Source organism: Mucilaginibacter gossypii (genome assembly GCF_900100945.1).
GTDB classification, from domain to species: domain Bacteria; phylum Bacteroidota; class Bacteroidia; order Sphingobacteriales; family Sphingobacteriaceae; genus Mucilaginibacter; species Mucilaginibacter gossypii.
Genome location: NZ_FNCG01000004.1, coordinates 328,391 through 352,813, shown reverse-complemented (window position 1 = coordinate 352,813; position 24,423 = coordinate 328,391). Strand labels below are relative to the sequence as shown.

General features: G+C 41.7%; 23 protein-coding genes. 11 read left to right on the top strand and 12 right to left on the bottom strand.

Annotation, left to right across the window (positions count from 1 at the left end; genetic code table 11):
* Positions 1–9: 9 nt before the first annotated feature.
* The 4 genes from BLS28_RS10510 to BLS28_RS10495 form a co-directional block, all read right to left on the bottom strand.
* Positions 10–2,412: a DUF6263 family protein gene (locus BLS28_RS10510; protein ID WP_143020730.1), complete on the bottom strand. Its 2,403-nt coding sequence runs from the start codon at positions 2,410–2,412 to the stop codon at positions 10–12.
* A gap of 110 nt (positions 2,413–2,522) precedes the next feature.
* Positions 2,523–3,947 carry a chromosomal replication initiator protein DnaA gene (dnaA, locus tag BLS28_RS10505; RefSeq protein ID WP_090528828.1) on the bottom strand — a complete coding sequence of 475 codons (1,425 nt, stop codon included), beginning with the start codon at positions 3,945–3,947 and terminating at the stop codon, positions 2,523–2,525.
* Between the two features lie 434 nt (positions 3,948–4,381).
* The gene (locus tag BLS28_RS10500; protein ID WP_256337392.1) at positions 4,382–5,986 is read right to left on the bottom strand and encodes an acyl-CoA mutase large subunit family protein; all 1,605 of its coding nucleotides are present in this window, start codon (positions 5,984–5,986) and stop codon (positions 4,382–4,384) included.
* Positions 5,937–6,467, bottom strand: a complete 531-nt coding sequence (locus BLS28_RS10495) for a DUF7935 family protein (protein ID WP_091165804.1) — start codon at positions 6,465–6,467, stop codon at positions 5,937–5,939. The genes BLS28_RS10500 and BLS28_RS10495 overlap by 50 nt, the downstream gene beginning before the upstream one ends.
* 92 nt (positions 6,468–6,559) lie before the next feature.
* Between BLS28_RS10495 and BLS28_RS10490 the strand changes: the two genes are divergently transcribed.
* Positions 6,560–6,907, top strand: a complete 348-nt coding sequence (locus tag BLS28_RS10490; protein ID WP_091165800.1) for a HesB/IscA family protein — start codon at positions 6,560–6,562, stop codon at positions 6,905–6,907.
* Positions 6,908–7,069: 162 nt separating this feature from the next.
* On the opposite strand, the gene BLS28_RS10485 is transcribed toward BLS28_RS10490, so the two are convergent.
* On the bottom strand, positions 7,070–7,876 hold the full coding sequence (locus tag BLS28_RS10485) for a redoxin domain-containing protein (protein ID WP_091165795.1): 807 nt from the start codon (positions 7,874–7,876) through the stop codon (positions 7,070–7,072).
* Between the two features lie 185 nt (positions 7,877–8,061).
* On the opposite strand from BLS28_RS10485, the gene BLS28_RS10480 reads away from it, so the two are divergent.
* The gene (locus BLS28_RS10480) at positions 8,062–9,300 is read left to right on the top strand and encodes an ABC transporter permease (protein WP_091165792.1); all 1,239 of its coding nucleotides are present in this window, start codon (positions 8,062–8,064) and stop codon (positions 9,298–9,300) included.
* Positions 9,301–9,442: 142 nt separating this feature from the next.
* Here BLS28_RS10480 and BLS28_RS10475 read toward each other — a convergent pair whose 3' ends face one another.
* The 6 genes from BLS28_RS10475 to BLS28_RS10450 all read right to left on the bottom strand — a co-directional run bounded on the left by BLS28_RS10475 (position 9,443) and on the right by BLS28_RS10450 (position 15,550).
* Entirely contained in the window at positions 9,443–9,844 is a 402-nt protein-coding gene (locus BLS28_RS10475) for a hypothetical protein (protein ID WP_091165788.1), read from the bottom strand.
* Positions 9,845–10,306: 462 nt separating this feature from the next.
* Positions 10,307–11,047 carry a tyrosine-protein phosphatase gene (locus BLS28_RS10470; RefSeq protein WP_091165782.1) on the bottom strand — a complete coding sequence of 247 codons (741 nt, stop codon included), beginning with the start codon at positions 11,045–11,047 and terminating at the stop codon, positions 10,307–10,309.
* Positions 11,048–11,049: 2 nt separating this feature from the next.
* Positions 11,050–12,102, bottom strand: coding sequence for a dTDP-glucose 4,6-dehydratase (rfbB, locus tag BLS28_RS10465; protein ID WP_091165779.1), 1,053 nt, complete (start codon positions 12,100–12,102; stop codon positions 11,050–11,052).
* Between the two features lie 15 nt (positions 12,103–12,117).
* Positions 12,118–13,140, bottom strand: coding sequence for a UDP-glucose 4-epimerase GalE (gene galE / locus BLS28_RS10460; protein WP_091165775.1), 1,023 nt, complete (start codon positions 13,138–13,140; stop codon positions 12,118–12,120).
* Positions 13,141–13,253: 113 nt separating this feature from the next.
* Positions 13,254–14,237, bottom strand: a complete 984-nt coding sequence (locus BLS28_RS10455; protein ID WP_091165770.1) for a UDP-glucuronic acid decarboxylase family protein — start codon at positions 14,235–14,237, stop codon at positions 13,254–13,256.
* Positions 14,234–15,550 carry a UDP-glucose dehydrogenase family protein gene (locus BLS28_RS10450; RefSeq protein WP_091165765.1) on the bottom strand — a complete coding sequence of 439 codons (1,317 nt, stop codon included), beginning with the start codon at positions 15,548–15,550 and terminating at the stop codon, positions 14,234–14,236. Before BLS28_RS10450 ends, BLS28_RS10455 begins: the two co-directional genes overlap by 4 nt.
* A 153-nt stretch (positions 15,551–15,703) precedes the next feature.
* Between BLS28_RS10450 and BLS28_RS10445 the strand changes: the two genes are divergently transcribed.
* The 9 genes from BLS28_RS10445 to hemH all read left to right on the top strand — a co-directional run bounded on the left by BLS28_RS10445 (position 15,704) and on the right by hemH (position 24,047).
* Positions 15,704–16,954 carry a 3-deoxy-D-manno-octulosonic acid transferase gene (locus tag BLS28_RS10445; protein ID WP_369596623.1) on the top strand — a complete coding sequence of 417 codons (1,251 nt, stop codon included), beginning with the start codon at positions 15,704–15,706 and terminating at the stop codon, positions 16,952–16,954.
* A 221-nt stretch (positions 16,955–17,175) separates the two neighbouring features.
* Positions 17,176–17,985 (top strand): alpha/beta fold hydrolase, encoded by an 810-nt coding sequence (locus BLS28_RS10440; protein ID WP_091165758.1) that lies wholly within the window; start codon positions 17,176–17,178, stop codon positions 17,983–17,985.
* A gap of 2 nt (positions 17,986–17,987) precedes the next feature.
* Positions 17,988–18,611 (top strand): lysophospholipid acyltransferase family protein, encoded by a 624-nt coding sequence (locus tag BLS28_RS10435; protein ID WP_091165755.1) that lies wholly within the window; start codon positions 17,988–17,990, stop codon positions 18,609–18,611.
* 122 nt (positions 18,612–18,733) lie between these two features.
* Positions 18,734–19,360 carry a 1-acyl-sn-glycerol-3-phosphate acyltransferase gene (locus tag BLS28_RS10430; RefSeq protein WP_091165753.1) on the top strand — a complete coding sequence of 209 codons (627 nt, stop codon included), beginning with the start codon at positions 18,734–18,736 and terminating at the stop codon, positions 19,358–19,360.
* 3 nt (positions 19,361–19,363) lie between these two features.
* Positions 19,364–20,452, top strand: coding sequence for a glycosyltransferase family 2 protein (locus BLS28_RS10425; protein ID WP_091165750.1), 1,089 nt, complete (start codon positions 19,364–19,366; stop codon positions 20,450–20,452).
* Positions 20,431–21,108: a carotenoid biosynthesis protein gene (locus BLS28_RS10420; protein WP_091165747.1), complete on the top strand. Its 678-nt coding sequence runs from the start codon at positions 20,431–20,433 to the stop codon at positions 21,106–21,108. The genes BLS28_RS10425 and BLS28_RS10420 overlap by 22 nt, the downstream gene beginning before the upstream one ends.
* Before the next feature lie 93 nt (positions 21,109–21,201).
* Positions 21,202–22,053: a 4-hydroxy-3-methylbut-2-enyl diphosphate reductase gene (locus tag BLS28_RS10415; RefSeq protein ID WP_091165745.1), complete on the top strand. Its 852-nt coding sequence runs from the start codon at positions 21,202–21,204 to the stop codon at positions 22,051–22,053.
* A 28-nt stretch (positions 22,054–22,081) separates the two neighbouring features.
* On the top strand, positions 22,082–22,768 hold the full coding sequence (locus BLS28_RS10410; RefSeq protein ID WP_091165742.1) for a fatty acid desaturase: 687 nt from the start codon (positions 22,082–22,084) through the stop codon (positions 22,766–22,768).
* Positions 22,769–23,027: 259 nt separating this feature from the next.
* Positions 23,028–24,047 carry a ferrochelatase gene (gene hemH, locus BLS28_RS10405; protein WP_091166956.1) on the top strand — a complete coding sequence of 340 codons (1,020 nt, stop codon included), beginning with the start codon at positions 23,028–23,030 and terminating at the stop codon, positions 24,045–24,047.
* 135 nt (positions 24,048–24,182) lie between these two features.
* Here hemH and BLS28_RS10400 read toward each other — a convergent pair whose 3' ends face one another.
* A complete protein-coding gene (locus BLS28_RS10400; protein WP_090528875.1) occupies positions 24,183–24,374 on the bottom strand; it encodes a cold-shock protein in 192 nt (63 codons plus the stop codon).
* Between the last annotated feature and the right edge of the window lie 49 nt (positions 24,375–24,423).

Below are 24,423 nucleotides of genomic sequence, written 5' to 3'. Positions count from 1 at the left end.
ATAACAATTTTAGTTATTTGCCGGATACATCTGATTAAGCTTTTTAATGATCCCCGTCCAGTCGCCACCAAACTTCAGGGTCAGCATTTTACCCTCGGGCGATATAATAATCTTAGAAGGATAGCTTGAAACGCTATATTGCTTTTCAATAGTATCATTCGCCATAGCCGCAGGTATCTCAAACTTATTAGCGGTAATATATAGTTTTACCTCCTGCTCGTTATCCCGGCAGGCAATACTTAAAAAATTGATACCGCTATGTTTGCCTTCACTCAGCTCCTTGTTAAAAGCATTAATTTGGGGCATCTCAGCGCGACATGGGCCGCACCAGGTTCCCCAAAATTCAAGTACCAACCAACTATTCCTGAACGCGGCCAATGAATATTCCTTGCCATCAAGTGCCTTAAGGGTAAATGGCGGTGCGGTTTTCCAGGTACTTATCACATCCGAAACAAAAAAATCCTTAAAACTTTTATTTGTAAAATGCGACTCATACAATTTTTGTAATTCGTCAATATTATCCAATCCGGCGTTAACGTGATCAACAAATACCTTAAGCGCTTGTGTATCATCCCCACTATTAAAAAGCCGTTCAATGAACTCTTCCCTATAACTCTCCTTTGAATGCAGGAAAACCCGGTCGTAATAACTGGCATGAGCCTTTTCCTTGGTAGTAGCGGGTGAACACCTGGCCGCTTTTGAGAGGTATTGCAGCGCCTTAACCGAATCGGCAGGTTTTTCGGCCTGATATTTCAGATACCAGGCATAAGCCAGCATATTTTGATCGGCATAGTGGTTAGCATTAAGCGTATCTGCGCTGTATCGCTCCAGGTTTTCAATCGTTTTTAACAAAAGTGCATTTGCCTTGGCAGTTGCGTGAGCGCCTAAAAGCAGCTTATACGTCAATAAGGCATATCTGCTACCATTTCCAGCTTTCATACTGGCATCGTCCATATGCATAAAAGCTTTGGCTGTTTTGTTTAACAAGTTGGGCTCTTGTTCATGTTTTTTTGCGTTTACCCACAAATAAAGCGGGTTTATTTTTTGTTGAATCAACACATCTTTATCCTGATGCAGTAAAAGTAGCAGCTCATTTGCCTTTTGCACAGAATTGCGCCGTTGCTCGCTTTGCTCGGCAAGCACTTTCTTTACATCTGCGTCACTTAGTTTTTGTAAAGCCACATACCTCTTAAAGCCTTCGTCCTGCATAAGACTGGCTATATCTGAACTTAAAAAACTTTGTGCATATGATTCCTGAATGAGTTGATCAAACAATCTGGTTTTATAAAGGTATTTACTGATCACATAGGCCGAGTCGGCAGAGGTATTACTCACCTCAACAAATTTATTGAACAAGTGCCCTTCCTCGTCTTTCAAAAACCTTGTGGGTGTATTTCTGAGCATTTTGGAGTAAGCATCATAATTACTGGAACCGGCTATTTCTTGCATTAAATTTAATCTGGTTACTACATAATAAGGATCATTACCAAATTTAGCATCGTTATCCCTGAAATAGCGATGCACCTTTACCGAATCGAACATCGTATTGGTTTTAAGAGCATCACTAAATGAACGACTTGTTTTTATGGCCATGCTAATCCAGGCAGTATCCTGCGTATAATGCCTTTCACCATACCGCAGGCTTTGCTTGTAGGCATACTGCGGCACCATTATTTTTCTCCCTTCTTCTTCCTGTTCAAACTTGGTTTCTGTTGCATATTGCCACTGCTCCATGAGCCCCGTTACCTGGTTAAAAATACCCGAGCCGCTCATGCCCTGGCCATTTCCTGTTTTAATACTTGTTGAAGTAATATAAAGCAAAGCACCATTAATAGCAGTAACCTTATAATTTAAGTTATCGCTTGTCCACTCGCTTTTGTAACTGATGGTTTGTGGCGGCAATTGAGTAAATATGCCGGTTATACTGGTTTCAGGAAAGCTTTTACCATTAGCCTTTAGCTGTGAAGCCATTGCATCGCTGAGGCCCCATTTGTCAATGGCAGCCTGCAAAGCTTTATCAACACCGGTAATACTCAGCAATTGCCCGCGCGGGCTCATTGTTACAGTTAACGGCTGATGCATCAACGCCAGATGTAAAAGCAGCCAGGACGAGTTTAATTTAAGTGTATGGATGCTATCGGTATTTAATATACTATTGGAACCTGGATATTTAGCATAGAGGCTACTCATAACCACTTTTACAATCCTGCACTCAAGTACAGTATTAGGCCCGTCTTTACCCTCTACCTTAAAGGCAAAGGTTAAAGTGGAATAGTCCGCCATATCGGGCGACCTCGTTTCTGTATGCACATCAACCTCAAATTGCTTGCCTTTTTCAAGGGTAACGGATTGACCATAAATATTTGAAAAATGGAAAAAAAACAAAAACAGCAGGAGGGTGTGTTTTTTCATATGCAGTTTTATGATAAGGTTTACAACCGTTAAAACTACATTTAAAAAACATAAAAACAAAAAGGCCGGTTAAAAATAACCGGCCTTTTTGTTGTATTAGCGAGCAATTATTAGCTCATTTTTAGTTTCTTCTGAATATCTGCTACGTACCCTTTAAATTTCTTGTCCGTGTCAATCAAATCCTCCACAGTTTGGCAGGCATAGATCACGGTTGAGTGGTCACGGCCACCAAAAAAATGACCGATTGATTTCAATGAACTTTTGGTATGTGCCTTAGCCAGGTACATCGATATTTGACGGGCTTGTACAATTTCACGTTTGCGGGTTTGAGATTTTACCATTTCAATAGGTACTTCAAAGTACTCGCACACTAAACTTTGGATATACTCCATCGAAATTTCTTTAGATGAGTTCTTCACAAAGTTTTTCAACATTTGTTTAGCCAGGTTCAGGTCAATCTCCTTACGATTAAGGGTTGACTGGGCCAGTAACGATACCATGGCGCCTTCCAGCTCCCGTACGTTATTATCAATGTTATGAGCAACGTATTCGATCACATCGTTTGACAGATCGATGCCATCCTGGTAAATTTTATTCTTCAGGATAGCCATACGGGTTTCCAGGTCAGGGATCTGCAAATCGGCAGATAAGCCCCATTTAAACCTCGAAAGCAGGCGTTCTTCCAAACCGGCCAGATCCTTAGGCGCTTTATCTGATGTAATGATTAGTTGTTTGCCCGATTGGTGCAGGTGGTTAAATATATGGAAGAAGAAATCCTGTGTCTTTTCCTTACCGGCAAAGTTGTGCACATCGTCCATGATCAGCACGTCAATGGCCTGGTAAAAGTTCACAAAATCATTAATATTATTGTGCTTTAAAGCATCAACAAATTGCTGCGTAAATTTTTCGCATGATACATACAGTACCAGTTTATCGGGCAGGGTGCGCTTAATTTCGTTACCAATAGCTTGTGCCAGGTGCGTTTTACCCAAACCTACACCACCATAAATCATTAAAGGGTTAAATGAAGTACCTCCGGGTTTAGCGGCAACGGCATAACCGGCAGAGCGGGCCAAACGGTTGCAATCACCTTCAACAAAGTTTTCGAAGGTGTAGTTACGGTTAAGCTGAGGATCTACGTTCAACTTCTTGAGCCCGGGTATAACAAAGGGGTTTTTAATATCCTTGTTAATTGAAATAGGTATCGGCATACTCTGATGTTTTGAATCAGCGCCATTTCCGTTTGAAGGCATGTTAGTTGTGTATGGTTTACTTGATGATTGCTCAACAACTATATTATACTCTAAACGTCCTTCGTCGCCCAATTGTTTTTTGATTGTCTTGCGCAGTAACCCTACATAGTGCTCTTCAAGCCACTCGTAAAAGAATAAACTTGGTACTTGTATGGTTAATACGCTTCCCTCCATTCTCAAAGCTTTAATCGGCTCAAACCAGGTTTTAAAACTCTGGGCCGGTATGTTGTCTTTGATGATCTGAAGGCAGCTATTCCAAACGTTCGTACAAGTTTTTTCCATATAAATAAAAGTAAAATATTGATTTCCAACCCCCAGCGAAACAACTTTTGGCCTTGCTACGGAACATCGAATATTGCCAAAAAAAGCTTATAAAAAAATTAAATTTTCACTTTTTTAACATTTGGCTTTTTACTAACAAATTCGATTTTTTAATGAAATTTTTGTATGGATAACATAATTTTTGGTATAAAAATCACAATCCAAATATTTCTCAATTGTTTTTTTCTTTTTTTGGAATTTCAAAAAAAAGAATAATAAAACCGCCGGTTACAACCCTTAATTATACGTCAAAACAGGGGTAATTGTTGAGCCGTTTCAGCTATTATTATAAACTAAAAAATAATGCGCTGGTTTAGTGTTTTATAAAATTAAAAATTAACTTTTTTTGATTTGCGGCACGCAATAAACACATACCTAAAAGCCGCACCCCGATCCTAATATTCCCCAAAAACGCCGCGCAATACGTCGGCAATCTCTCCCAGGGTTGCATAGCTCTCTACCGAAGTTACTATAAACGGCATTAAGTTTTCAGCACTGGCAGCAGCCATTCTCAAAAGATGTAAACTTTTCTCAACTTCTTCACTATTACGCGCCTTTTTTAGCTCTGCAATTTTTTCCGATTGCATTTTTCTGATCGCATCATCCACCCTAAACACGTTAACGGGAGCTTCCTCCTGCTGGGTAAACCTGTTAACACCTACAATCACTTTTTCGCCGGTTTCAATCTCCTGTTGGTACTGATAAGCAGAGGCTGCTATTTCCTGCTGGATATAATCCTGCTCTATGGCTTTTACCGCGCCACCCATAGCATCTATCTTATTTATATATAATTGGGCTGCTGCTTCTATCTCATCTGTCAAAGCTTCGATAAAGTATGAACCGGCAAGCGGATCAACCGTATCGGTAACACCGCTTTCAAACGCGATAACCTGCTGGGTGCGCAAGGCTATTTTGGCTGCGGCTTCTGTTGGTAACGACAAGGCTTCATCATACCCGTTGGTATGCAATGATTGTGTACCCCCCAGCACGGCAGCCATTGCCTGGTTGCTTACCCTTATAATATTATTGAGCGGCTGTTGAGCGGTTAAAGTAGAGCCGCCTGTTTGCGTATGAAAGCGAAGTTTTTGAGCGCCGGCATCGGTAGCTCCCAATTGTTTAGTAATATGCGCCCACATGCGCCTTGCAGCCCGGAACTTGGCTATTTCCTCAAAAAAATTACTATGACAGTTAAAAAAGAAGGAAAGCCGCTTGGCAAACACATTAATATCAAGCCTTTTATCCAACGCGGCCTTTAAATAAGCTTTGCCATTGGCCAATGTAAATGCAAGCTCCTGCACGGCGGTTGAGCCTGCTTCGCGGATGTGATAACCTGATATGGAGATAGTATTCCATTTGGGCACCTCTTTACTGCAGTATTCAAATACATCGGTAATGAGCCGCATGGATGGCGCAGGGGGATATATATAGGTACCACGGGCAGCATACTCTTTTAATATATCGTTTTGGATAGTACCCGAAATCTGTTTCAGATCAGCGCCCTGTTTTTTTGCCAGGGCAATGTACATGGCCAGCAAAATAGGAGCGGTTGCGTTGATGGTCATGGAGGTGGTGATATTCTTAAGTTCAATACCCTCAAATAAAACCTCCATATCTTTTAACGAATCAATGGCTACGCCTACCTTGCCTACCTCACCCTCGGCAAGGGGGTGGTCGGAGTCATAGCCTATTTGTGTTGGGAGATCGAAGGCTACCGAAAGTCCGTTTGTTCCCTGGCTTAATAAATAGTGGTAGCGCTTGTTTGATTCTTCGGCGGTTGAAAAACCGGCGTATTGACGCATGGTCCAGGGTTTGCCCCGGTACATATCTTTTTGGATGCCGCGGGTAAAAGGGAACTCACCGGGCAATTCATTCATATTTGAAGGTTCGGTATAAACCTCCTTAATTTCGATACCCGATGTAGTGGTAATTTTTTTATCCCTGGCCATAAGCTTAGTGTAATTCTTCCATGTCCTGCCTGATGAGCCCAAGCGCCACATCATAAGGGTTATCTTCAAGCTTACTTAAATGTACCAGGATAACCTTACTTAACTCAAGTGCTGAAGTATCAGGAGGTAAAGCCTTTACAGCATTATTGATCATATTAATGGTATCGTCCTTTACCCTTTTTACCACGTTCCAAACCCGGGCGCTTACATAAATTTGCTGCGTAATGTTATGCTGAAACTCGTTGCGCACCTCGTTAACAATAATAGCCTGCAATTCGGCGGCGGTATCGGCCGATCCGTTAAGGCGGATAAGTAAACTTGCAGGATTAACCCTTTCAATGAAAAGTACAACCCTTTCGTAAGCCTGCAGGCGCAAGGGCAGTGTTTGATTACTGATAGTACGTTTTAATTCCAATAGCTGGATACTTTCTGATTTATCAAGGTATGGTTTAAACAGGTAAAAAGCGATATACACAACGCCTAAGCCCGAAATAGTATATTTTAAAATATCAAACAAAAAAGGTAGAGTGGGCATGTTTATAAATGTTATACAGGGGTCATAAAATTATGACACTAACAAAAATCTGCATTTTACGTTATATTTGTGTGGAATAAATAAAAATAAAGATGAGTATAGCTGTTGAAGCTGCTCCGGTTTCTTTTACACCGGGCGCAGTAAAAGAACTTTATAAATTAAAAGACCAGCAAGAAATACACGACGAATTTGGTTTACGTGTTGGTGTTGAGGGTGGTGGATGTTCGGGCATGAACTATATTTTAGGCTTCGACATGAAAAAAGACGGCGACCAGGAATATATTATTGATGGTATTAAAGTTTTCATGCACAAAGCGCACGGTTTATACCTGGCCGGTATGCAAATCGATTACCAGGACGGATTAAATGCCCGTGGTTTTACTTTCAACAATCCTAATGCTGCCAGCACCTGCGGCTGTGGTTCTTCTTTCTCGGTTTAAAATTTTCTTTAAAATATTATAAAGCGGTATCACGATCATCCTGATGCCGCTTTTTTTGTAAGACGCATAATTGCGTCTCTACCGCGTGCAATTTACGCAATTGGGCATGCGGCTTGTCTTACGGGAGACACAATTATGCGCCCCCACATTGAAACAATTGCCTCATTTTAATCCCTCGTTAATCGTCTTTCTCATCCAATACGGGGAGTTTACTGCAAATCCTACAGTATGAAAGGTAACTTTTCCCTCCTTATTTAATATAACACTGGTTGGATAAAGGCCTATTTTATACCTGGCGGCTATATTCCGGCCATCATCGATAATATCATACTTAAACTCCGTTTGCTTCAGAAATTTCTTCAGATCGTAGCGATAATCCAGTGCTATTGCCAAAAAAATCACGTTTGAGTTACCCTTATAATCATCAACCAGCTTGTTTAACTCCGGAATCTCCTGCATACAGGCCGGGCAGCCTATAAACCAAAAATTCAAGACAACGACTTTGCCGCGTAAATCTTTTAGTTTGATTTTATTACCGTTAATATCATGTGTACTAAACGGTTCCATTATCTCACCGGTGTTAAAATAGGTCGATTCGTAGGGTTTGGGGAGAGAAGCCATGTACTGCTCTTTGGCTTCTTCGGGCGATAGCTGTTTCGGCATACTCTCTCGTGTTCCTGTCGTTTGCTCAGTTTCAGACTTTATGTACCGCACTTCTTTGGTGCCCTTCTTCTTAACAATAAAGGCAGTTTTAGGATCTTCTATATTCTCGGGCCATAAAACAAACTGCCTGGTACGCACCAGATCGCCCCATTCCTTGTAAGTAAGTTGCTTTCCGGTCGAATCTTTTACTACCGAATGTTCGTCAATATTAAAGGAATGCTTAACAACTTTATGCAACAGGCTGTCCTGAGGCCACGCACCAACACTCAATACAATAAATAAAAACAAGAGGAAAATTTGCTTCATGGCAAGTTTAGTTTATATTTCATAAATATACCTGAAGATATTTAATATATAGGGATTAAAATTGCAACAAACAGGCAATATCATTGACGCCAGGCTATACTATCCATCAAAAAGTTTATTGATCAGCAACTGTAACAAATAGGCGGAGTGCATAGTCATACCAGCAAGTTTTTTATATTTATACCATGCCGGTAAAAACCTCTTACAAAGAAAACATTTCCATTGCATTACAGTCTATAGCCGGCAACAGGCTGCGCACCTCATTAACCGCGCTCATCATAGCTATTGGTATCATGGCGTTGGTGGGTATTTTAACGGCCATTGAAGGCATCAGGCAGTTCACTAATGATGCTTTTGCCGATCTTGGCGCCAACACATTCACCCTGCAAAACCGTGGCGAGGGGTTGAACTTCGGCAACGGCGGGCATCGTAAAGTGTATCCGGCCATTACTTATGACCAAGCTGTACGCTTTAAAAATACTTTTAAATTGCCGGTAGCTATAGCCATTAATTTAGAGGTAAATGGTACCGCAGTAGCCAAATACGGCAATCAAAAAACCAATCCAAACATATCTATCTCCGGCTCAAACGAAAATTACCTGGTTACAGCGGGTAAAAAGCTGGCTTTCGGGCGTAATTTTTCAGCTTCTGAACTGGAACATGGATCGAACGTGGTCATTATTGGCGACGAGATTAAAAAGAAACTGTTTAAAACCGAAGACCCGATAAATAAATCGATATATCTTGGTACCGATAGGTTCAGGATAGTTGGTGTATTTGCATCAAAAGGCTCAAGTTCATTCGGAGGCGATAAATTTTGCGTGATCCCGGTATTGAAAGCCAAACAGATAGACAGTACCAAAAATGCTTCGTTCACAGTAACCATTAAAGTAGCCACTCCCGGTGCCCTTGATGCTACCATAGGTGAAGCCACTTCCTTATTCAGAAACGTAAGAGGGCTTAACGTAATTAACCAGGATAACTTTGAAATAAGCCGAAGCGATTCCATTCAAAAAGAGCTTTCAGGTCAACTTGCAGGTATTACAGCCGCCGGTTTTGCTGTAGGTATTATCACGCTAATCGGTGCCGCCATAGGGCTTATGAATATCATGCTGGTATCAGTAACAGAACGCACCCGCGAAATTGGTGTGCGAAAAGCTATAGGAGCAACCCCGGCAATCATTCGTAAACAATTTTTAATAGAGGCCATAGTGATCTGCCTTATAGGCGGTGCAGCAGGTATGATACTGGGCATGGCTGCCGGAAACCTAATTGCCGTACAAATAAGCGGCGCATTTGTAGTGCCATGGGGATGGCTGTTCTTTGCAGTGGTGTTGTGTACGTTTATTGGTTTGATATCGGGTTACTACCCGGCAAAAAAAGCAGCAAAACTGGATCCGGTTGAAGCTTTGAGGTACGAATAGCAACAATACCGAACTAAAAAACGCAACGATTACATTTACAAAAATTATTACCAGAACCCTACAGAAACAGCAAAGTGCAATTTAAAAGAAAGAGGTCACCCTTAAACTTTTAGATGACCTCCTTATAGAAAACGTATATAATTTAAACGACGGAATAATTTGCCACTCCACTATACCATTCCTGGGCGTGGCCATATGCGGTATAGGTTACGTTTATTGTACAATTCCCGTTTGCATCGATAGAGTAAGTACCACTTGCTGTACCGGCACCTACCGCGTTATCAGGGCTAGTCCCAAAATACTCAACCAAAAATGCGTTAATGTTACCGCTATTCGTTTGCCCGCGCCCGCTTAATGTAACACTATTATTGCCGTTGCTAAAATAAAAATCATATTGCACCAACCTGGCATTTAGCCTGGTAATGTGAACTGATTTTAACTTATAGGCATTTTTTGACTTAGCGGGTGAAAACCCGAATAATACTTGACTGCCAATTGCCAATAAAACAATTAACACCACTTTAAAGAGTTGTCTATTTTTCATAATAATATAGCTTTTGATATAAAGTTATATTTATTATATATAAAATACAAGCAAAAATACCAACTTATTATTTTACAAAAATAAAAAATGTTAATAAAAACAACACCCTACCTTTTCCCCCTAAAGGTTTTGAAATAACTCGTAAACAGGATATTTCCTTCATTCAGCGCGAAGTTACGCTATCGCCAAACTCCAACTATAAACTATATTAATATTTATAAATGAAGAAGGTACATCAAACTTACCTTCTTCGGGATGTTTTTTTTTAACAACATCACTATGTTTTCTATAAATACCTAATAGCATATTCAGAACAGCGAATCTTGTATGGCGTATACATCAGGGTCCTCTGCGAGAGACCCTGATGGGACGTTAGCATTTAAAACAAATAAAAAAATCGTTATTGCTTCGTACCACAACAACGATTTTTTAGGCTATATCATTTTTGCAATACTGCTTTTGCTAAAACAACATCTTATTCTTAAGCGGATAGTCGATAAGCAATTTTTCGATATAGGTTGTTCTTAGTGCATCGCCAAATGCTGCGGCGTGCCTTAAGTGGTGCATATCACTTGAAATAAAATCTATCAAACTATTATCAATCAGGTCTTCGGCCATCTTCTTTATCTCCTTGCCGTAATACCCGGTAAGAGATATGGTGTTAAGCTGAAAGTCGACACCCCAACTGTGCAAATTTTTCAATTTCTCTAAATCAAGGTATTGATAGCGCTCGGGGTGGGCCAAAATAGGTTTATACCCTTTATCATGAAGCTTTTGAATTACACTGTAAGTATTTGGCGGTTGATTTATAAATGAAAATTCAAATAATACGTGATTATCGCCCATGGTCATGATCGGGCCATCCTCTACACGAGCTTCAAACGTTTCATCAAAATAGTGTTCGGCAGCGGCTTCAACCGGTATATCAATTCCCTGCTTAACCAGTTCGGCTTTTAATATAGCAAGCGCGTTTCCTATGGTTTCGGGGGTGTTGCGATAAAAATCTATCATGATGTGTGGCGTAGCGATAACTTTTTTTATCCCCAATTCCATCATCTTTTTTATCAATTCTACCGAGTCTTCAGGCGTTTTAGCGCCATCGTCAATTCCCGGTAACACATGCGAGTGCATATCAACCATGATTCCCTCATAATTGAACTTTGATTCCCTTACTGCCTTCTTCCTCTTAAAAAGCCCGAACATTTTTATCTATCGTTATACTGACTGCTGTAATATTGCTGGTAATGTCCCGACGTTACATCATTAAGCCAATCTTCATTAGCCAGGTACCAATCAACTGTTTTTTCCAAACCTTCTTCAAAAGTTATGCCCGGCACCCAACCCAAATCATTTTTTAATTTGGTTGCATCGATAGCATATCTCAGGTCATGCCCGGCCCTGTCTGTCACAAAAGTGATCAACTTAGCCGATTCTCCCTCAGCTCTGCCTAATTTTTTATCCAATATACTGCAAAGCAATTTGATCAGGTCAATATTTTTCCATTCATTATGCCCGCCTATATTATAGGTTGAGCCCGATTTGGCATTATGAAATATTACATCAATTGCCCGCGCATGGTCTTCAACCCAAAGCCAATCGCGGATATTTTCGCCCTTACCATATACCGGTACAGGTTTACTTTGCTTGATATTATTAATTGCCAGCGGAATAAGTTTTTCCGGAAAATGGAATGATCCATAATTGTTTGAGCAATTTGATATTACGGTATCCATACCATAAGTATCCTGGTAGGCCCGCACAAAATGATCAGAACCCGCCTTTGAAGCCGAATATGGTGAATGTGGATCATAGGCAGTTTCTTCAGTAAACATCCCCTCATCGCCAAGGGTACCGTATACCTCATCGGTAGAAACATGATAAAAACGGGTTTTATCATATTTGCCTTTCCAGTGCTCACGGGCGCTATTCAATAAATTTACGGTGCCTACCACATTGGTCATCACAAAATCAAGGGGGTTAGTGATCGACCGGTCTACGTGCGACTCGGCAGCAAGATGGATCACCGCATCTGGATTTTCAGCCGCAAAAAGTTCATTAATAAAAGCAATATCAACAATATCTCCCTTTACGAACTTATAATTAGGTTCATTTTCAATATCCTTTAAATTGGCCAGGTTACCCGCATAAGTAAGCTTATCTAAATTAACAATGATGTAATCAGGATAATTTTTCACAAACCTGCGCACCACATGCGAACCAATAAAACCAGCGCCCCCTGTTATAATGATCTTTTTCATTCCTTGCTGTTGATATTAATTGAATGGATTTTGAGCAATATATTTTTCCCACTCCCAGGCTGATGACATCATTTCGCCAATACCAAGTTTAGCTGTCCAGCCAAGCTTGGTTGATGATTTGGTAACATCGCCCCAAACCTGCTCCACATCACCTTCACGGCGCGGGCCAATTTCATAGTTCAGTTTTTCGCCAGTAGTGCTTTCAAAAGCATGAATTACTTCCAATACTGATGTGCCATTGCCTGTGCCCAGGTTAAACACATCATAACCTTTAAATTCGTCTTTTTCGGCAAGCCTTAACGCGGCTACATGGGCTTTCGCCAAATCAACTACGTGAATATAATCGCGGATGCAGCTACCATCAGGCGTGTTATAATCATTACCAAAAACGGTTATTTTTTCGCGTTTGCCTATGGCAGTTTGTGTAATAAAAGGCACCAGGTTTTGTGGTACACCTATTGGCAACTCCCCGATCAAAGCAGACTCATGGGCACCTACGGGGTTAAAATAACGCAACGAAATCACTTTATAATCGCTGCCGGAATTTACCATATCAACCAAAATTTCTTCGGCTATTTGCTTGGTATTACCATATGGCGATTGCGCAGGTTGTACCGGAGCATTCTCAGTAACGGGTAATTTTTCGGGCTGTCCGTAAACTGTGCAGCTTGATGAAAATACAAAATTGATAGCCTTACCGTAATAAGCTTCGAGCAGATTGATAAGAGAATAAAAATTATTCCGGTAATATTTCATTGGTTTTTTTACCGATTCGCCCACCGCTTTAAAGGCTGCGAAGTGGATGATACCACCTATTTCGGGTTCGGCAAGTGCAAGTGATCTAACGGCGGCTTCATCGCAAAGATCAAGCTTATGAAATACCGGGGTAAAGCCTAAGATCTTTGTAAGCTGATCTAATATTTTGGGGTCCGAGTTCGACAGGTCGTCAACGATAATGGGGTCATACCCCGCGTTAACCAGCTCAACAACGGTGTGCGAACCAATAAAACCCAAACCGCCTGTTACTAATATTTTCATGGTTTAAATAGAGAGTATGTTTGAATGTTCGGCAAAGTAAGCAGATTGTGACAATTCATCCGCTTTTATATTATAAAAAAGGCCAAAAAAATTAATTTCCGGCCTGGTTACCTTTACTTATTGTAATAGGTAAAGTCTTTATGGTTTATTTCATGTTCGGGCAACGACTTGAAGTATTCTAAGGTGATCTTCAAACCTTCACTCCTGGATACTTTTGGCTCCCAGCCTAATATAGCTTTGGCCTTGGTAATATCCGGGCGGCGTTGCTTCGGATCGTCTGTTGGCAAAGGCAGGCTGATCAGCTCCTGGTTGGTACCCGTCAGCTTAATGATCTCCTCGCCAAATTGTTTTATCGTGATTTCATCAGGGTTGCCGATATTCACCGGCTGGGCGTAATCGCTGTGCAATAATCTGTAGATCCCTTCTATCAGGTCATCTACATAGCAAAACGACCGCGTTTGTGAGCCGTCGCCAAACATGGTCAGCGGTTCGCCCCGCAGTGCCTGCCCTATAAAAGCCGGTAACACCCTTCCATCATTCAGTCGCATCCTTGGGCCATAAGTATTGAAAATCCTAACGATCCTGGTTTCCAACCCGTGGAAGGTATGGTAAGCCATGGTAATAGCTTCCTGGAATCTTTTGGCTTCATCATACACCCCTCTCGGGCCTACCGGGTTTACATTACCCCAATATTCCTCTGGCTGAGGGTTGATGTTCGGGTCGCCGTATACTTCCGATGTGGAGGCGATCAGCATCCGTGCCTTCTTGTTCCGGGCCAGCCCCAGCAGGTTATGGGTTCCCAGTGAACCTACTTTCAATGTCTGGATCGGAATTTTCAGATAATCTATCGGGCTGGCCGGTGAGGCAAAATGCAGGATATAATGCAGTTCGCCCGGTACATAAACAAACTTGGATACGTCATGGTTATAAAACTCAAAGTTCTCCAGTTTGAACAAATGTTCGATATTCCTCAAATCGCCGGTGATCAGGTTATCCATCCCGATCACATGATAATCTTCCTTAATAAACCTGTCGCACAGGTGCGAGCCTAAAAAACCGGCCGCTCCTGTAATCAGGATCCTTTTTCTTTCTGTCATATTGCTACTGTTTTACGGCCTATACTGTTATAATAAAATCCATAATCTTTCATCCTGTCCAGGTCATACAGGTTACGCCCGTCAAAGATCACCGGCGACTTCAGCTTTTCCTTCATAAAGTCAAAGTCTGGCGTACGGAATACCGGCCATTCGGTCACAATCAGCAAAGCATCTGCATCTTCAAGGGCATTGTACCGATTGGTGGCATAGCTTATCTTATCGCCAAGTAGTTTTTTAACGTTTGGCATGCCTTCCGGGTCGTAGGCGGTTACTGTCGCCCCGGCTGCTAATAGCTCATCGATAATGTACAGTGCTGGTGCTTCGCGGATATCGTCGGTTTCCGGTTTAAAAGCCAGTCCCCACAGGGCAAAATGTTTTCCTTTCAGTCCGCCTTCGCCATAATATTCACGCATTTTAACTACCAGCCGTTTCTTCTGATTTTCGTTCACTTCCATCACCGAGTTGAGGATCTTGAAGTCGTATTTATTTTCTTCGGCTGCTTTTGACAGGGCCTGCACATCTTTAGGAAAACAGCTGCCCCCATACCCCACACCTGGGAACAGGAAGCGTTTGCCAATACGGCCATCTGCTCCTACCCCCTTGCGTACCATATCTACATCCGCCCCTACCAGCTCGCACATGTTTGCAATCTCGTTCATGAACGTGATCTTGGTGGCTAAAAATGAGTTGGCTGCATATTTGGTTAGCTCGGATGAGCGTTCGTCCATGTATAATATAGGGTTACCCTGGCGCACGTAAGGTGCATATAAATCGCCCATTACCTGGCGGGCTTTTTCGTCCGTTGTACCGATCACTACCCTATCCGGTTTCATGAAGTCTTCTACGGCTACGCCTTCGCGTAAAAACTCGGGGTTGGATACCACAGCGAAGGGAACATCGGTATTGGCTTTCATCACTGCGGTTACCTTATCTGCCGTACCTACAGGTACCGTTGATTTGGTTACGATCACTTTATATTCGGTGATCAGTTTGGCGATATCTTTTGCCGCGCCAAGCACATAACTCAAATCGGCTGCTCCATCGGCTCCCGGAGGCGTTGGTAACGCCAAAAAGATCACTTTGGCCGGGGCTATTGCTTCGGCAAGATTAGTGGTAAAGGTTAGTCTTTCCTGTTTAATGTTACGCAGAAATAAAATATCAAGACCCGGTTCATAGATCGGCATTTCGCCATTCCGCATCTTGTTTACTTTTTCTTCCACGATATCTACACAGGTTACTTCATTTCCCGTTTCGGCTAAACAAGTTCCCGTTACCAGGCCTACATAGCCCGTACCAATTACTGCAATTTTCATAGTGTTAAATGTGTTTTAAATTTAAGTAAGCAATATTTGTATGATCAATCATATAACCGACTTATTATAGCACCGGGCGGGCCATAAACTAATATTGTAATTATTGTTATTACTTTTATGCCCGGCTAAGATAATCATTCAGCGTTAAAATTGATGTTATTATATAATATAGGTATCAAATTATATTCCCTTTTTATCCGTTTTGCCGCATTGTTTAACAACAAGGCAAAACTTTGGGTTGCAGGGCGTAAAAATCCTGTCTTTGTACGTATAGAAAGCAGTATTTGGTTTCATTTTGCTTCACTTGGCGAATTTGAGCAAGGAAGGCCGATACTGGAAGCAATGAGAAATTTACACCCCAAAAAGAAAATAGTAGTCACTTTTTTTTCCCCTTCGGGATATGAGATCAGGAAAAACACCTCCCTTGCGGACTATGTTTACTACCTGCCTTTGGATACTGCCCGAAACGCCCGCAGGTTTATTGATGCCATTAACCCCGAGATTGTCATTTTTACTAAATACGAGTACTGGTTCCATTTTTTTAATGAAGCAAACAAGCGTAATATCCCCCTGTATATCGTATCAGGCATCTTCAGACCCACACAGGTGTTTTTTAAATGGTATGGCGGTTTTAATCGCAGAATCCTAAGTCTGGTATCGCACTTCTTTTTACAGGATGAGGCATCTACGCAGTTATTGAAAGGTATCGGTATTACTAACACATCAGTTAGCGGCGATACCCGGTTTGATCGCGTTTGGGCAAATGCACAAAACCCTAAAGTGCTGCCTTTGATACAACAATTTAAAAACGGTCACAAGTTATTTATAGCAGGCAGCACCTGGCCACAGGATGAGAATATATTAACCAAATTAGTAAGCCAGTATCCCGACTGGAAATTCATCTTCGCTCCGCATGAAATACCGGAAGAAAAGATTAATAACTTGATAGAGTTGCTTCCGCAGGGAAATGCGATCACTTTTTCTCAGCTAAGAACTGAGGCAGAAGGCTTAAAGTCAGGAGATTTTATTAACCAATCGCTTACATCTAACAATCTTCAATCGCTGGTGATAGATAATATCGGCATGCTTTCATCGCTTTATGCTTATGCCGACGTTGCTTACATAGGTGGCGGCTTTGGTGTGGGTATTCATAATACCCTGGAGGCAGCCGCGTTCGGTCTGCCGGTTATTTTTGGCCCCAATTATCAGAAATTTAACGAAGCCAAGGAACTTATAGCCATTAATGCCGGTTTTAGCATCAGCAATGAAACAGAATTAAAAGATATTGTTGACACACTGGTTAATGACGAGGCGTTTTATAATATTACCCGTAAAAAGGTATTTAATTATGTGAAGGAAAATGTAGGGGCTACGGAAATGATCATGAAGTATATCGATAAATAAAAAATGCCATTAATGATATGAGGAACGAGTGAGAAATTGTACACCCGGTAAGTAAACCATGTATGGTGGATTTGCAGGAAGCAGAAGATTTCTCTTCACACCCAGCTTCGCGCCCTTCGCCGTTCATCGAAATGACAATTTTATAAAAAGACTATTCCATCATTCAAAACAAAACATGGCCGTTTACTGTACAAAAGCCATAAATTCTTAATATTGCCTTAATGGGTTTTTTACATCTGCCCGGCTTGGGCAAAGCACATTTTCACGAGTATGGTACCGGTCAAAAACCGCTGCTGGCCTTTCATGGCTATGGCATGACTGGGAAACAGTTTCATGTACTTGATCAATCCATCCTACCCCAATATCACATCTATGGTTTCGATCACTTTTTTCACGGCGAAAGCAGGCTGGATGGCTGGACAGAACAACAGATCGTGGCCGGGATGCCCAAAACCATGGTAAGCGGCTACATGGAAGAATGGTTTAAGCTTTACGGCCGGCAACGTTTTTCGGTAATGGGCTATTCTATAGGCGCCAACCTGGCCCTGATATTGGTTGAAGAATATGCCGATATGATTGATGACATCATTTTAATGGCCCCTGATGGCCTTGCTGTATTTAAAGGCTTTCATTTTATATTGCATAATACGCTTGGACGCGCAATTTTCCGTACGGCCACAAAAAGCAAATGGCTGGCACCTTTTTTAGTTAAAAGCATGAAAACCGTTGGCGCTATTGACGAAAGCCTTTACCGCATAGCTTATAATGAAATTGATACCGAACAAAAACGGCTTGACACCTATTATACCCTAAATTTGATCAGGCAGTTAAAGCCTGATGTGCAGAAAGTAGCACAACTAATCAATCAGCATAAAATTAAATGTTTGCTGATATTTGGCAGGCATGATAAACTATTCCCTAAATCGGCGGCAATGCCATTTTTAGGAATGCTTCATAATGCCGAAGTGCATGAAATTGAACTTGGGCACTGGTTGGTTACAAAGGCACTTGACGAGTATTTAGTTAAATAAACATGGTACCTTCGCGTAAAAAGAAATTTTGGAGTAAATTATTCATCCGTTGTGTAAAATGGTGGATCGGCCGTAATTTTAAAGAGGTTAATGTACAGCCCTTTGAGCCACGCCCGGGCCATTCAATATTGCTTTTGACCAATCATTTTAGCTGGTGGGATGGTTTCATTGCTAACCGGACAGCTGTTTATGATCTCAAAAAGCAATTTTACATCATGATGCAGCAGGACCAGTTCGATCAGCATAGTTATTTTCGATACATTGGTGCCTACTCCATTCAAAAGGGGTCAAGGGCGATACTCGACTCGCTCAGTTACTCGGCCGGGATATTAAATGATCCTGATAATCTTATCGTGATATTTCCGCAGGGCGAGCTCTATTCAAACCATGAAACATTTATACGTGTTGAAACCGGTGTTTATAAACTGATGCGACAGATAAAAGGCCCCTGCCAGGTGGTTTATCATTGTACCCTGATCGATTACTTTGAAAGCCTGAAGCCCCGCGCCTATGTCCATTTGTTTGATTTAGGTGTTGCCGGCGAACTTAGTTTTGAGCAGTTGAAGGAGAACATTAATAACGCACATCAGCAAGCGTTAAAAAACCAGATCAATATGGAACACTAATTATATCAGCACAAATGTTTCGAATTATATCGAATTGGCACTAATTTCATTTGATAAGCCATCAGCAAATTTCGTGTAATTCGATAAAATTGTCGCCGACATGCAATACATTCGTGTAAAATATGATCCGCAATAAAGAAAACTTTTTCATGACCCGTATTGTCCATTACTATGTTAAATGGATAGTTGGCAAAACGTTTCATGAACTGTTGTTTAACGACATTGTAATTGATAAAAATAAATCGGTGCTGCTGATAGGCAACCACTTTAGTTTTTGGGATGGGTTGATATTATACTGCGTAAACGATAAATTGCTAAAGAAAAAGTTACATGTCATGATCCTGGAAGAGACTGCCCGTAGCGAGCGCTTCCTGAAATTTGCCGGTGCTTTTTCGGTAAAAAAAGATTCAAAAAGTATCATCCAGTCCCTTGACTATGCGGCCGGATTGCTTACCGATCCGGCAAATTTGGTTTTGATATTTCCACAGGGCAAACTGTATGCTAACTTTGTTACCGGCATAAACTTTGAAAAAGGGGTTATGAGGATCATTGAAAAAGCAAATGGGAATTTCCAGCTCGTTTTTGCTTCAACTTTTATTCAGTACTTTAAACATAAAAAGGCAACGGCAACCGTTTATTTAAAAAGCGAACCAGAAAATTACACCGGTAAAAGCATAAGTAAATTACAGGAAGCTTATCAAAGGCATTATGAAGCCTCCAAATTACTGCAAACCGAATTTGATATATAAAAAGTGACCATAGCTATATTAATAACCCTCTTTTTTATCATACTCAGGTTTGCGGTAACGCTATTCAATTATATCTCCAACCCCAAACTGCCCCATATAGGGCGGTATTATTCGGATAAAGTTTCTATCCTGGTCCCTGCACGTAACGAGGCCGAAAACATATTAACCCTGTTAAATTCCATCCATCGGCAGGACTATAACAACTACGAGGTTATTATTTATGACGATGATTCAAGCGATGATACTTACCAGGTTTGTACTGAATTTGCCGCCGGGCACCCTCATTTCAGGGTGTTAAAGGGAGGTAAATTACCAGATGGCTGGATGGGGAAAAATTACGCCTGCCACCAAATGGCTAAACAGGCCGATGGTAAATATCTGCTGTTTTTGGATGCCGACGAACAGGTTAGTAACCGCCTTATCAACAGTGCTGTGCACCGTATGCATTTGCACCAACTGGGTTTATTAAGCCTGTTCAGCAATCAAACCATGCTTACCCTCGGCGAGAACCTGGTAGTGCCTCTCATGCATTTCATATTGCTAAACCTGCTGCCTTTACGCCTGGTATATATATTAAAAAACGCCTCAGTAGCGGCCGCCAGCGGTCAGTTTATGTTGTTTGATGCTGCCATTTATCATAAACACCAATGGCACAAAGCGGTAAAAAACAAGGTGGTGGAAGACGTGGAGATCATGCGCCTCATAAAAGCGGAGCGTTATAATGGCGAGGCCCTGCTGGCCAACGGCATGATCAGCTGCCGTATGTACCGGGGATATGGCGAAGCTATAAATGGGTTCAGTAAAAATTTCCTGGCGGCTTTTAACTACAGCATCATTGGTTTTTTGGTGTACATTACCATCACTATTGCCGGTCCGCTGATTATCATGACAACCCTGAACATGCCGCTGATACTTTTTACCGCAGGCCTTATTTTTCTTACGCGGATCATGATCTCCCTTTCGGCCGGTCAAAAAGCGGAGTATAACATCCTTTTACATCCTGCTCAAATGTTTAGCCTGCTTGTCGTAGCTGTTTTATCCATCCAAAGGTATCTCACCAAAACCACGATGTGGAAAGGGCGAAAAATTTGAAACCCATAGCATCCGATAATGCTGTCCAGAAAAAAAACAGGATCTGTATCATAGTTATTTTCCTGTTTCACCTGGTAGGGTTGATAGGCTTTATTATCCCCTCATTAACCGTATTATTTATAACCCTGGTACCATGGCATTTACTATTGATGCTTGGGATTATCATTTATAGTTATGACAATTTCGACAGCAGGTTTCTGCTGTTTGCATTGACCGCCTTCGGCATCGGCTTCATGGCCGAATACATCGGTGTACATACCGGTTGGCTCTTCGGGCATTATCAATATGGCAGAACACTTGGCATTAAACTATTTGAAATTCCCTTGATGATCGGGGTAAATTGGTTCCTGCTGGTCTATGCCGCGGGCATTACCCTGCAGCGAAGCCGCCTAAAAAGTACATTGGTTAGAATACTTTCAGGAGCTATGATCCTTACCCTGCTCGATGTGCTGATTGAGCCTATTGCCATACATTTTGATTACTGGCATTGGCTGGATGCTGGCGTTCCGTTTAAAAACTATGTTTGCTGGTTTGTGCTGAGTGCATTGTTGCTTTTTATATTTGAGCAGTTTAAATTTAAACGGCAAAGCATTGTTGGCCCAACATTACTGATTGCGCAGTTTTTATTTTTTGCTGTTTTGAATTTGGTTTATTGAGCTAAGGGATCAACTATTTAATGATATAATAATCATCAAAATCAACGCAATCATTACAATCAACGGTTATTTTTGCCGTAAATTTACAGCACCATGGGAGATTATCAGTTAAAAGTTACTATTGACCAGGATTCGGGCTTTTGCTTTGGGGTGGTTTATGCCATTGATATGGCCGAGGAGATTTTAGAAGAAGACGGCTACCTGTACTGCCTTGGCGATATTGTGCATAATGACGAAGAGGTTGAACGCCTGAAAGCAAAAGGCCTTCGCATCATTGAACACGACCAGCTTAAAGATCTCCATAATGAAAAGGTGCTCATCCGTGCCCATGGCGAAGCTCCCGACACCTACCGTACGGCTTTAGAGAATAACATCACCCTTATTGATGCCTCATGCCCGGTAGTGCTTAAACTGCAAAACCGCATCAAAACCTCATACGACTCGAACGAGAAGATCCTGATTTTTGGCAAGCACGGTCATGCAGAAGTGATTGGCCTGCAGGGACAAACTAATGATGAAGCAATAGTTTTCCAGGATATTGCCGAGCTTGACAATGTAGAACTGCCGCACAACATTACGCTGTATAGCCAAACCACCAAGAGTATGGATAAATTCTACTCGGTTAAAGATGAGCTTATTTCACGCGGCTACGACCTTAAGGCTAATGATACTATTTGCCGTCAGGTAAGTAACCGGGATAAAGACCTGCCCAAATTTGCAACGCGCTTTGATAAGATTGTTTTTGTATCGGGCAAAAAATCATCAAACGGTAAGGTATTGTATGAAGTATGCCGCAAGCACAACCCCAATACTTACTTCATATCCTCAACCGACGAACTGGATAAAAACATGTTTGCGCCAAATGATACCATTGGTATTGCCGGTGCAACATCAACACCCATGTGGCTGATGCAGAAAGTAAAAGCCGCTATAGAAAGCTTTTAACAGCACGCTTTTTGCTGTAATAGGTAACATGCAAAAAAGTCCATCAAATATTGGTTTATTTGTGGCCGCGCTGGTAATTGGCTGCTGGGCAACAAGTATTACATTACTGATGCAATGGCATTTCAGCTTCAGCAATCCTCTTGTTTATGTACTGATGCTGGTGCAAATGCACCTTTATACCGGGCTGTTCATCACCGCTCACGATGCTATGCATGGTACAGTTTCGCCCGATAGGGGCTTAAATAACTTTGTGGGTTACCTCAGCACTTTCCTATATGCCTCGTTCTGGTACCCCCAATTGTACACAAAACACCACAAGCACCATAGCCACGTACATACCCATGAAGATCCGGATTATCACCAGGGCAGCTTTTTTGCATGGTATGTACAATTTATCCGCAATTACCTGTCCATATGGCAAATTGTGGTGATGGCTGTTGTATTCAATATCCTGAAGATCTGGATCCCACAGCCAAACCTGATTATGTTTTGGGTTGTACCATCATTGCTGAGCACATTACAGTTATTTTACTTCGGTACATATCAGCCCCATAAAGGCGAACACGATAACCGGCACTTTGCCCGGAGCCAGCGCCGTAATCATTTGGCTGCATTTTTTAGCTGCTATTTTTTTGGTTATCATTATGAGCACCATGAATCGCCGGGTGTACCATGGTGGAGATTGTGGAAAGTTGTTAAATCCAACCCGCGTTAGGGATCGGAGCGGATACCGGCCTGTGACTAACGCCCGTGCAGTATGAGCGTAGAGCCCGGCCGCAGGCAACGCCCTAATCATATAAAAATGCTGATACGCTAAATTCCTTATCAACATATCTCCTTAAAAACAAATAACACAATTCCTAAATTCAATTTCTACTTTCAAACATTCACTTATCTTACACCTCATTTATTTGTAAATTGTGACCACCGTCATAACTTACGGAGCATTTTTTGCTATTTTTGCGCCTACAGTTATGGCTAAAAAAGGAATTTTACTGGTTAACCTGGGCACCCCGGATAGCCCCAGCACAGCAGATGTAAAGCGTTATTTGAATGAGTTTTTGATGGATCCGCGGGTTATTGATATCGGGGCCATTTCACGCACTCTTTTAGTCAAAGGCCTTATTGTTCCGTTCAGGGCACCTAAATCGGCCAAATTGTACCAAGCCATTTGGGACCCTAAAACAGGCTCACCACTGTTACATTACAGTGTTTTACAACAGCAGGCTTTACAACAGCGCCTTGGCGATGACTATATGGTTGAGCTGGCTATGCGTTACCAAAATCCTTCTATCGAGTCGGCTTTGGAGAAGCTGAAAGCAGCCCTTGTTGAAAGTATCCAGGTAATCCCTTTGTTTCCGCAATATGCTTCGGCCAGTACCGGGTCTGTTTATGAAAAGGTGATGGACATTGTTGGCAAATGGCCAACATCGCCAAATATTACGTTCATCAACTCTTTCCACGATAATGAGCTGATGATTGAAACTTTTGCTGATAACGCTCAAAAATATAATCCCGAAACGTACGATCACGTTTTATTTAGCTTTCACGGACTGCCGCAAAGGCAGCTGATTAAAGCAGACCATACGCATAACCACTGCCTTAAATCGGCCGGCTGCTGCGAAACGCTTACTGATGCCAACAGGTTTTGCTATTCGGCACAATCACATCATACGGCGAGACTGATAGCTGAAAAAATGGGCATTCCGAAAGAGAAATATACCATCTGCTTTCAATCGCGCCTGGGCAATGACCCATGGGTGCAGCCTTACACCAGCGAAATTGTAGCCAAACTGGCCGGCGAAGGTAAAAAACGTCTCCTGGTATTTTGCCCCGCCTTTGTAGCTGACTGCCTTGAAACCGTATATGAAGTAACTACCGAATATGGTGACGAGTTTAAAGCTCTCGGCGGTGAGCATGTGCAACTGGTTGAGAGTTTGAATGATGCACCTAAATTTATTGATGCCTTAGTGCAGATGGTAAAGCCTTCTTAGGAAAACTCCCCTGTTGAATATAATTATTGCCTAACGGAGCTGTTTTATAGCATATGTTAGGCTTTTTTTATTGCATAAAAAAAGCATCTGCCCATTGCTGAACAGATGCTGTACGATTTTTATATAATTGATAGTTTAACCTACTTTTACATTTACCGCATTTAAGCCTTTTTTGCCTTGCTCTACATCGTAGGTAACGCTATCGTTTTCACGGATAGTGTCGATCAGGCCTGAGACGTGTACAAAAACTTCGGCACCACCATTAGTTGGTGTAATAAATCCGAAACCTTTGGTTTCATTAAAGAATTTTACTGTTCCTTGCATTATATTTTTATTTAATTACTACAAAGGTAACATTAATTATTAACAATCAATT

Excerpts from the sequence above, each read along its gene's own strand:
- BLS28_RS10410 (WP_091165742.1), top strand. The coding sequence starts at position 22,082 with ATGCAAAAAAGTCCATCAAATATTGGTTTATTTGTGGCCGCGCTGGTA.
- BLS28_RS10485 (WP_091165795.1), bottom strand. The coding sequence starts at position 7,876 with ATGAAGCAAATTTTCCTCTTGTTTTTATTTATTGTATTGAGTGTTGGT.
- BLS28_RS10470 (WP_091165782.1), bottom strand. The coding sequence starts at position 11,047 with ATGTTCGGGCTTTTTAAGAGGAAGAAGGCAGTAAGGGAATCAAAGTTC.
- BLS28_RS10475 (WP_091165788.1), bottom strand. The coding sequence starts at position 9,844 with ATGAAAAATAGACAACTCTTTAAAGTGGTGTTAATTGTTTTATTGGCA.
- galE (WP_091165775.1), bottom strand. The coding sequence starts at position 13,140 with ATGAAAATATTAGTAACAGGCGGTTTGGGTTTTATTGGTTCGCACACC.
- BLS28_RS10445 (WP_369596623.1), top strand. The coding sequence starts at position 15,704 with ATGTTATTATATAATATAGGTATCAAATTATATTCCCTTTTTATCCGT.
- BLS28_RS10455 (WP_091165770.1), bottom strand. The coding sequence starts at position 14,237 with ATGACAGAAAGAAAAAGGATCCTGATTACAGGAGCGGCCGGTTTTTTA.
- BLS28_RS10450 (WP_091165765.1), bottom strand. The coding sequence starts at position 15,550 with ATGAAAATTGCAGTAATTGGTACGGGCTATGTAGGCCTGGTAACGGGA.
- BLS28_RS10495 (WP_091165804.1), bottom strand. The coding sequence starts at position 6,467 with ATGCCCACTCTACCTTTTTTGTTTGATATTTTAAAATATACTATTTCG.
- hemH (WP_091166956.1), top strand. The coding sequence starts at position 23,028 with ATGGCTAAAAAAGGAATTTTACTGGTTAACCTGGGCACCCCGGATAGC.
- BLS28_RS10500 (WP_256337392.1), bottom strand. The coding sequence starts at position 5,986 with ATGATGTGGCGCTTGGGCTCATCAGGCAGGACATGGAAGAATTACACT.
- BLS28_RS10440 (WP_091165758.1), top strand. The coding sequence starts at position 17,176 with ATGGGTTTTTTACATCTGCCCGGCTTGGGCAAAGCACATTTTCACGAG.
- BLS28_RS10415 (WP_091165745.1), top strand. The coding sequence starts at position 21,202 with ATGGGAGATTATCAGTTAAAAGTTACTATTGACCAGGATTCGGGCTTT.
- BLS28_RS10435 (WP_091165755.1), top strand. The coding sequence starts at position 17,988 with ATGGTACCTTCGCGTAAAAAGAAATTTTGGAGTAAATTATTCATCCGT.
- BLS28_RS10430 (WP_091165753.1), top strand. The coding sequence starts at position 18,734 with ATGATCCGCAATAAAGAAAACTTTTTCATGACCCGTATTGTCCATTAC.
- BLS28_RS10510 (WP_143020730.1), bottom strand. The coding sequence starts at position 2,412 with ATGAAAAAACACACCCTCCTGCTGTTTTTGTTTTTTTTCCATTTTTCA.
- rfbB (WP_091165779.1), bottom strand. The coding sequence starts at position 12,102 with ATGAAAAAGATCATTATAACAGGGGGCGCTGGTTTTATTGGTTCGCAT.
- BLS28_RS10490 (WP_091165800.1), top strand. The coding sequence starts at position 6,560 with ATGAGTATAGCTGTTGAAGCTGCTCCGGTTTCTTTTACACCGGGCGCA.
- dnaA (WP_090528828.1), bottom strand. The coding sequence starts at position 3,947 with ATGGAAAAAACTTGTACGAACGTTTGGAATAGCTGCCTTCAGATCATC.
- BLS28_RS10480 (WP_091165792.1), top strand. The coding sequence starts at position 8,062 with ATGCCGGTAAAAACCTCTTACAAAGAAAACATTTCCATTGCATTACAG.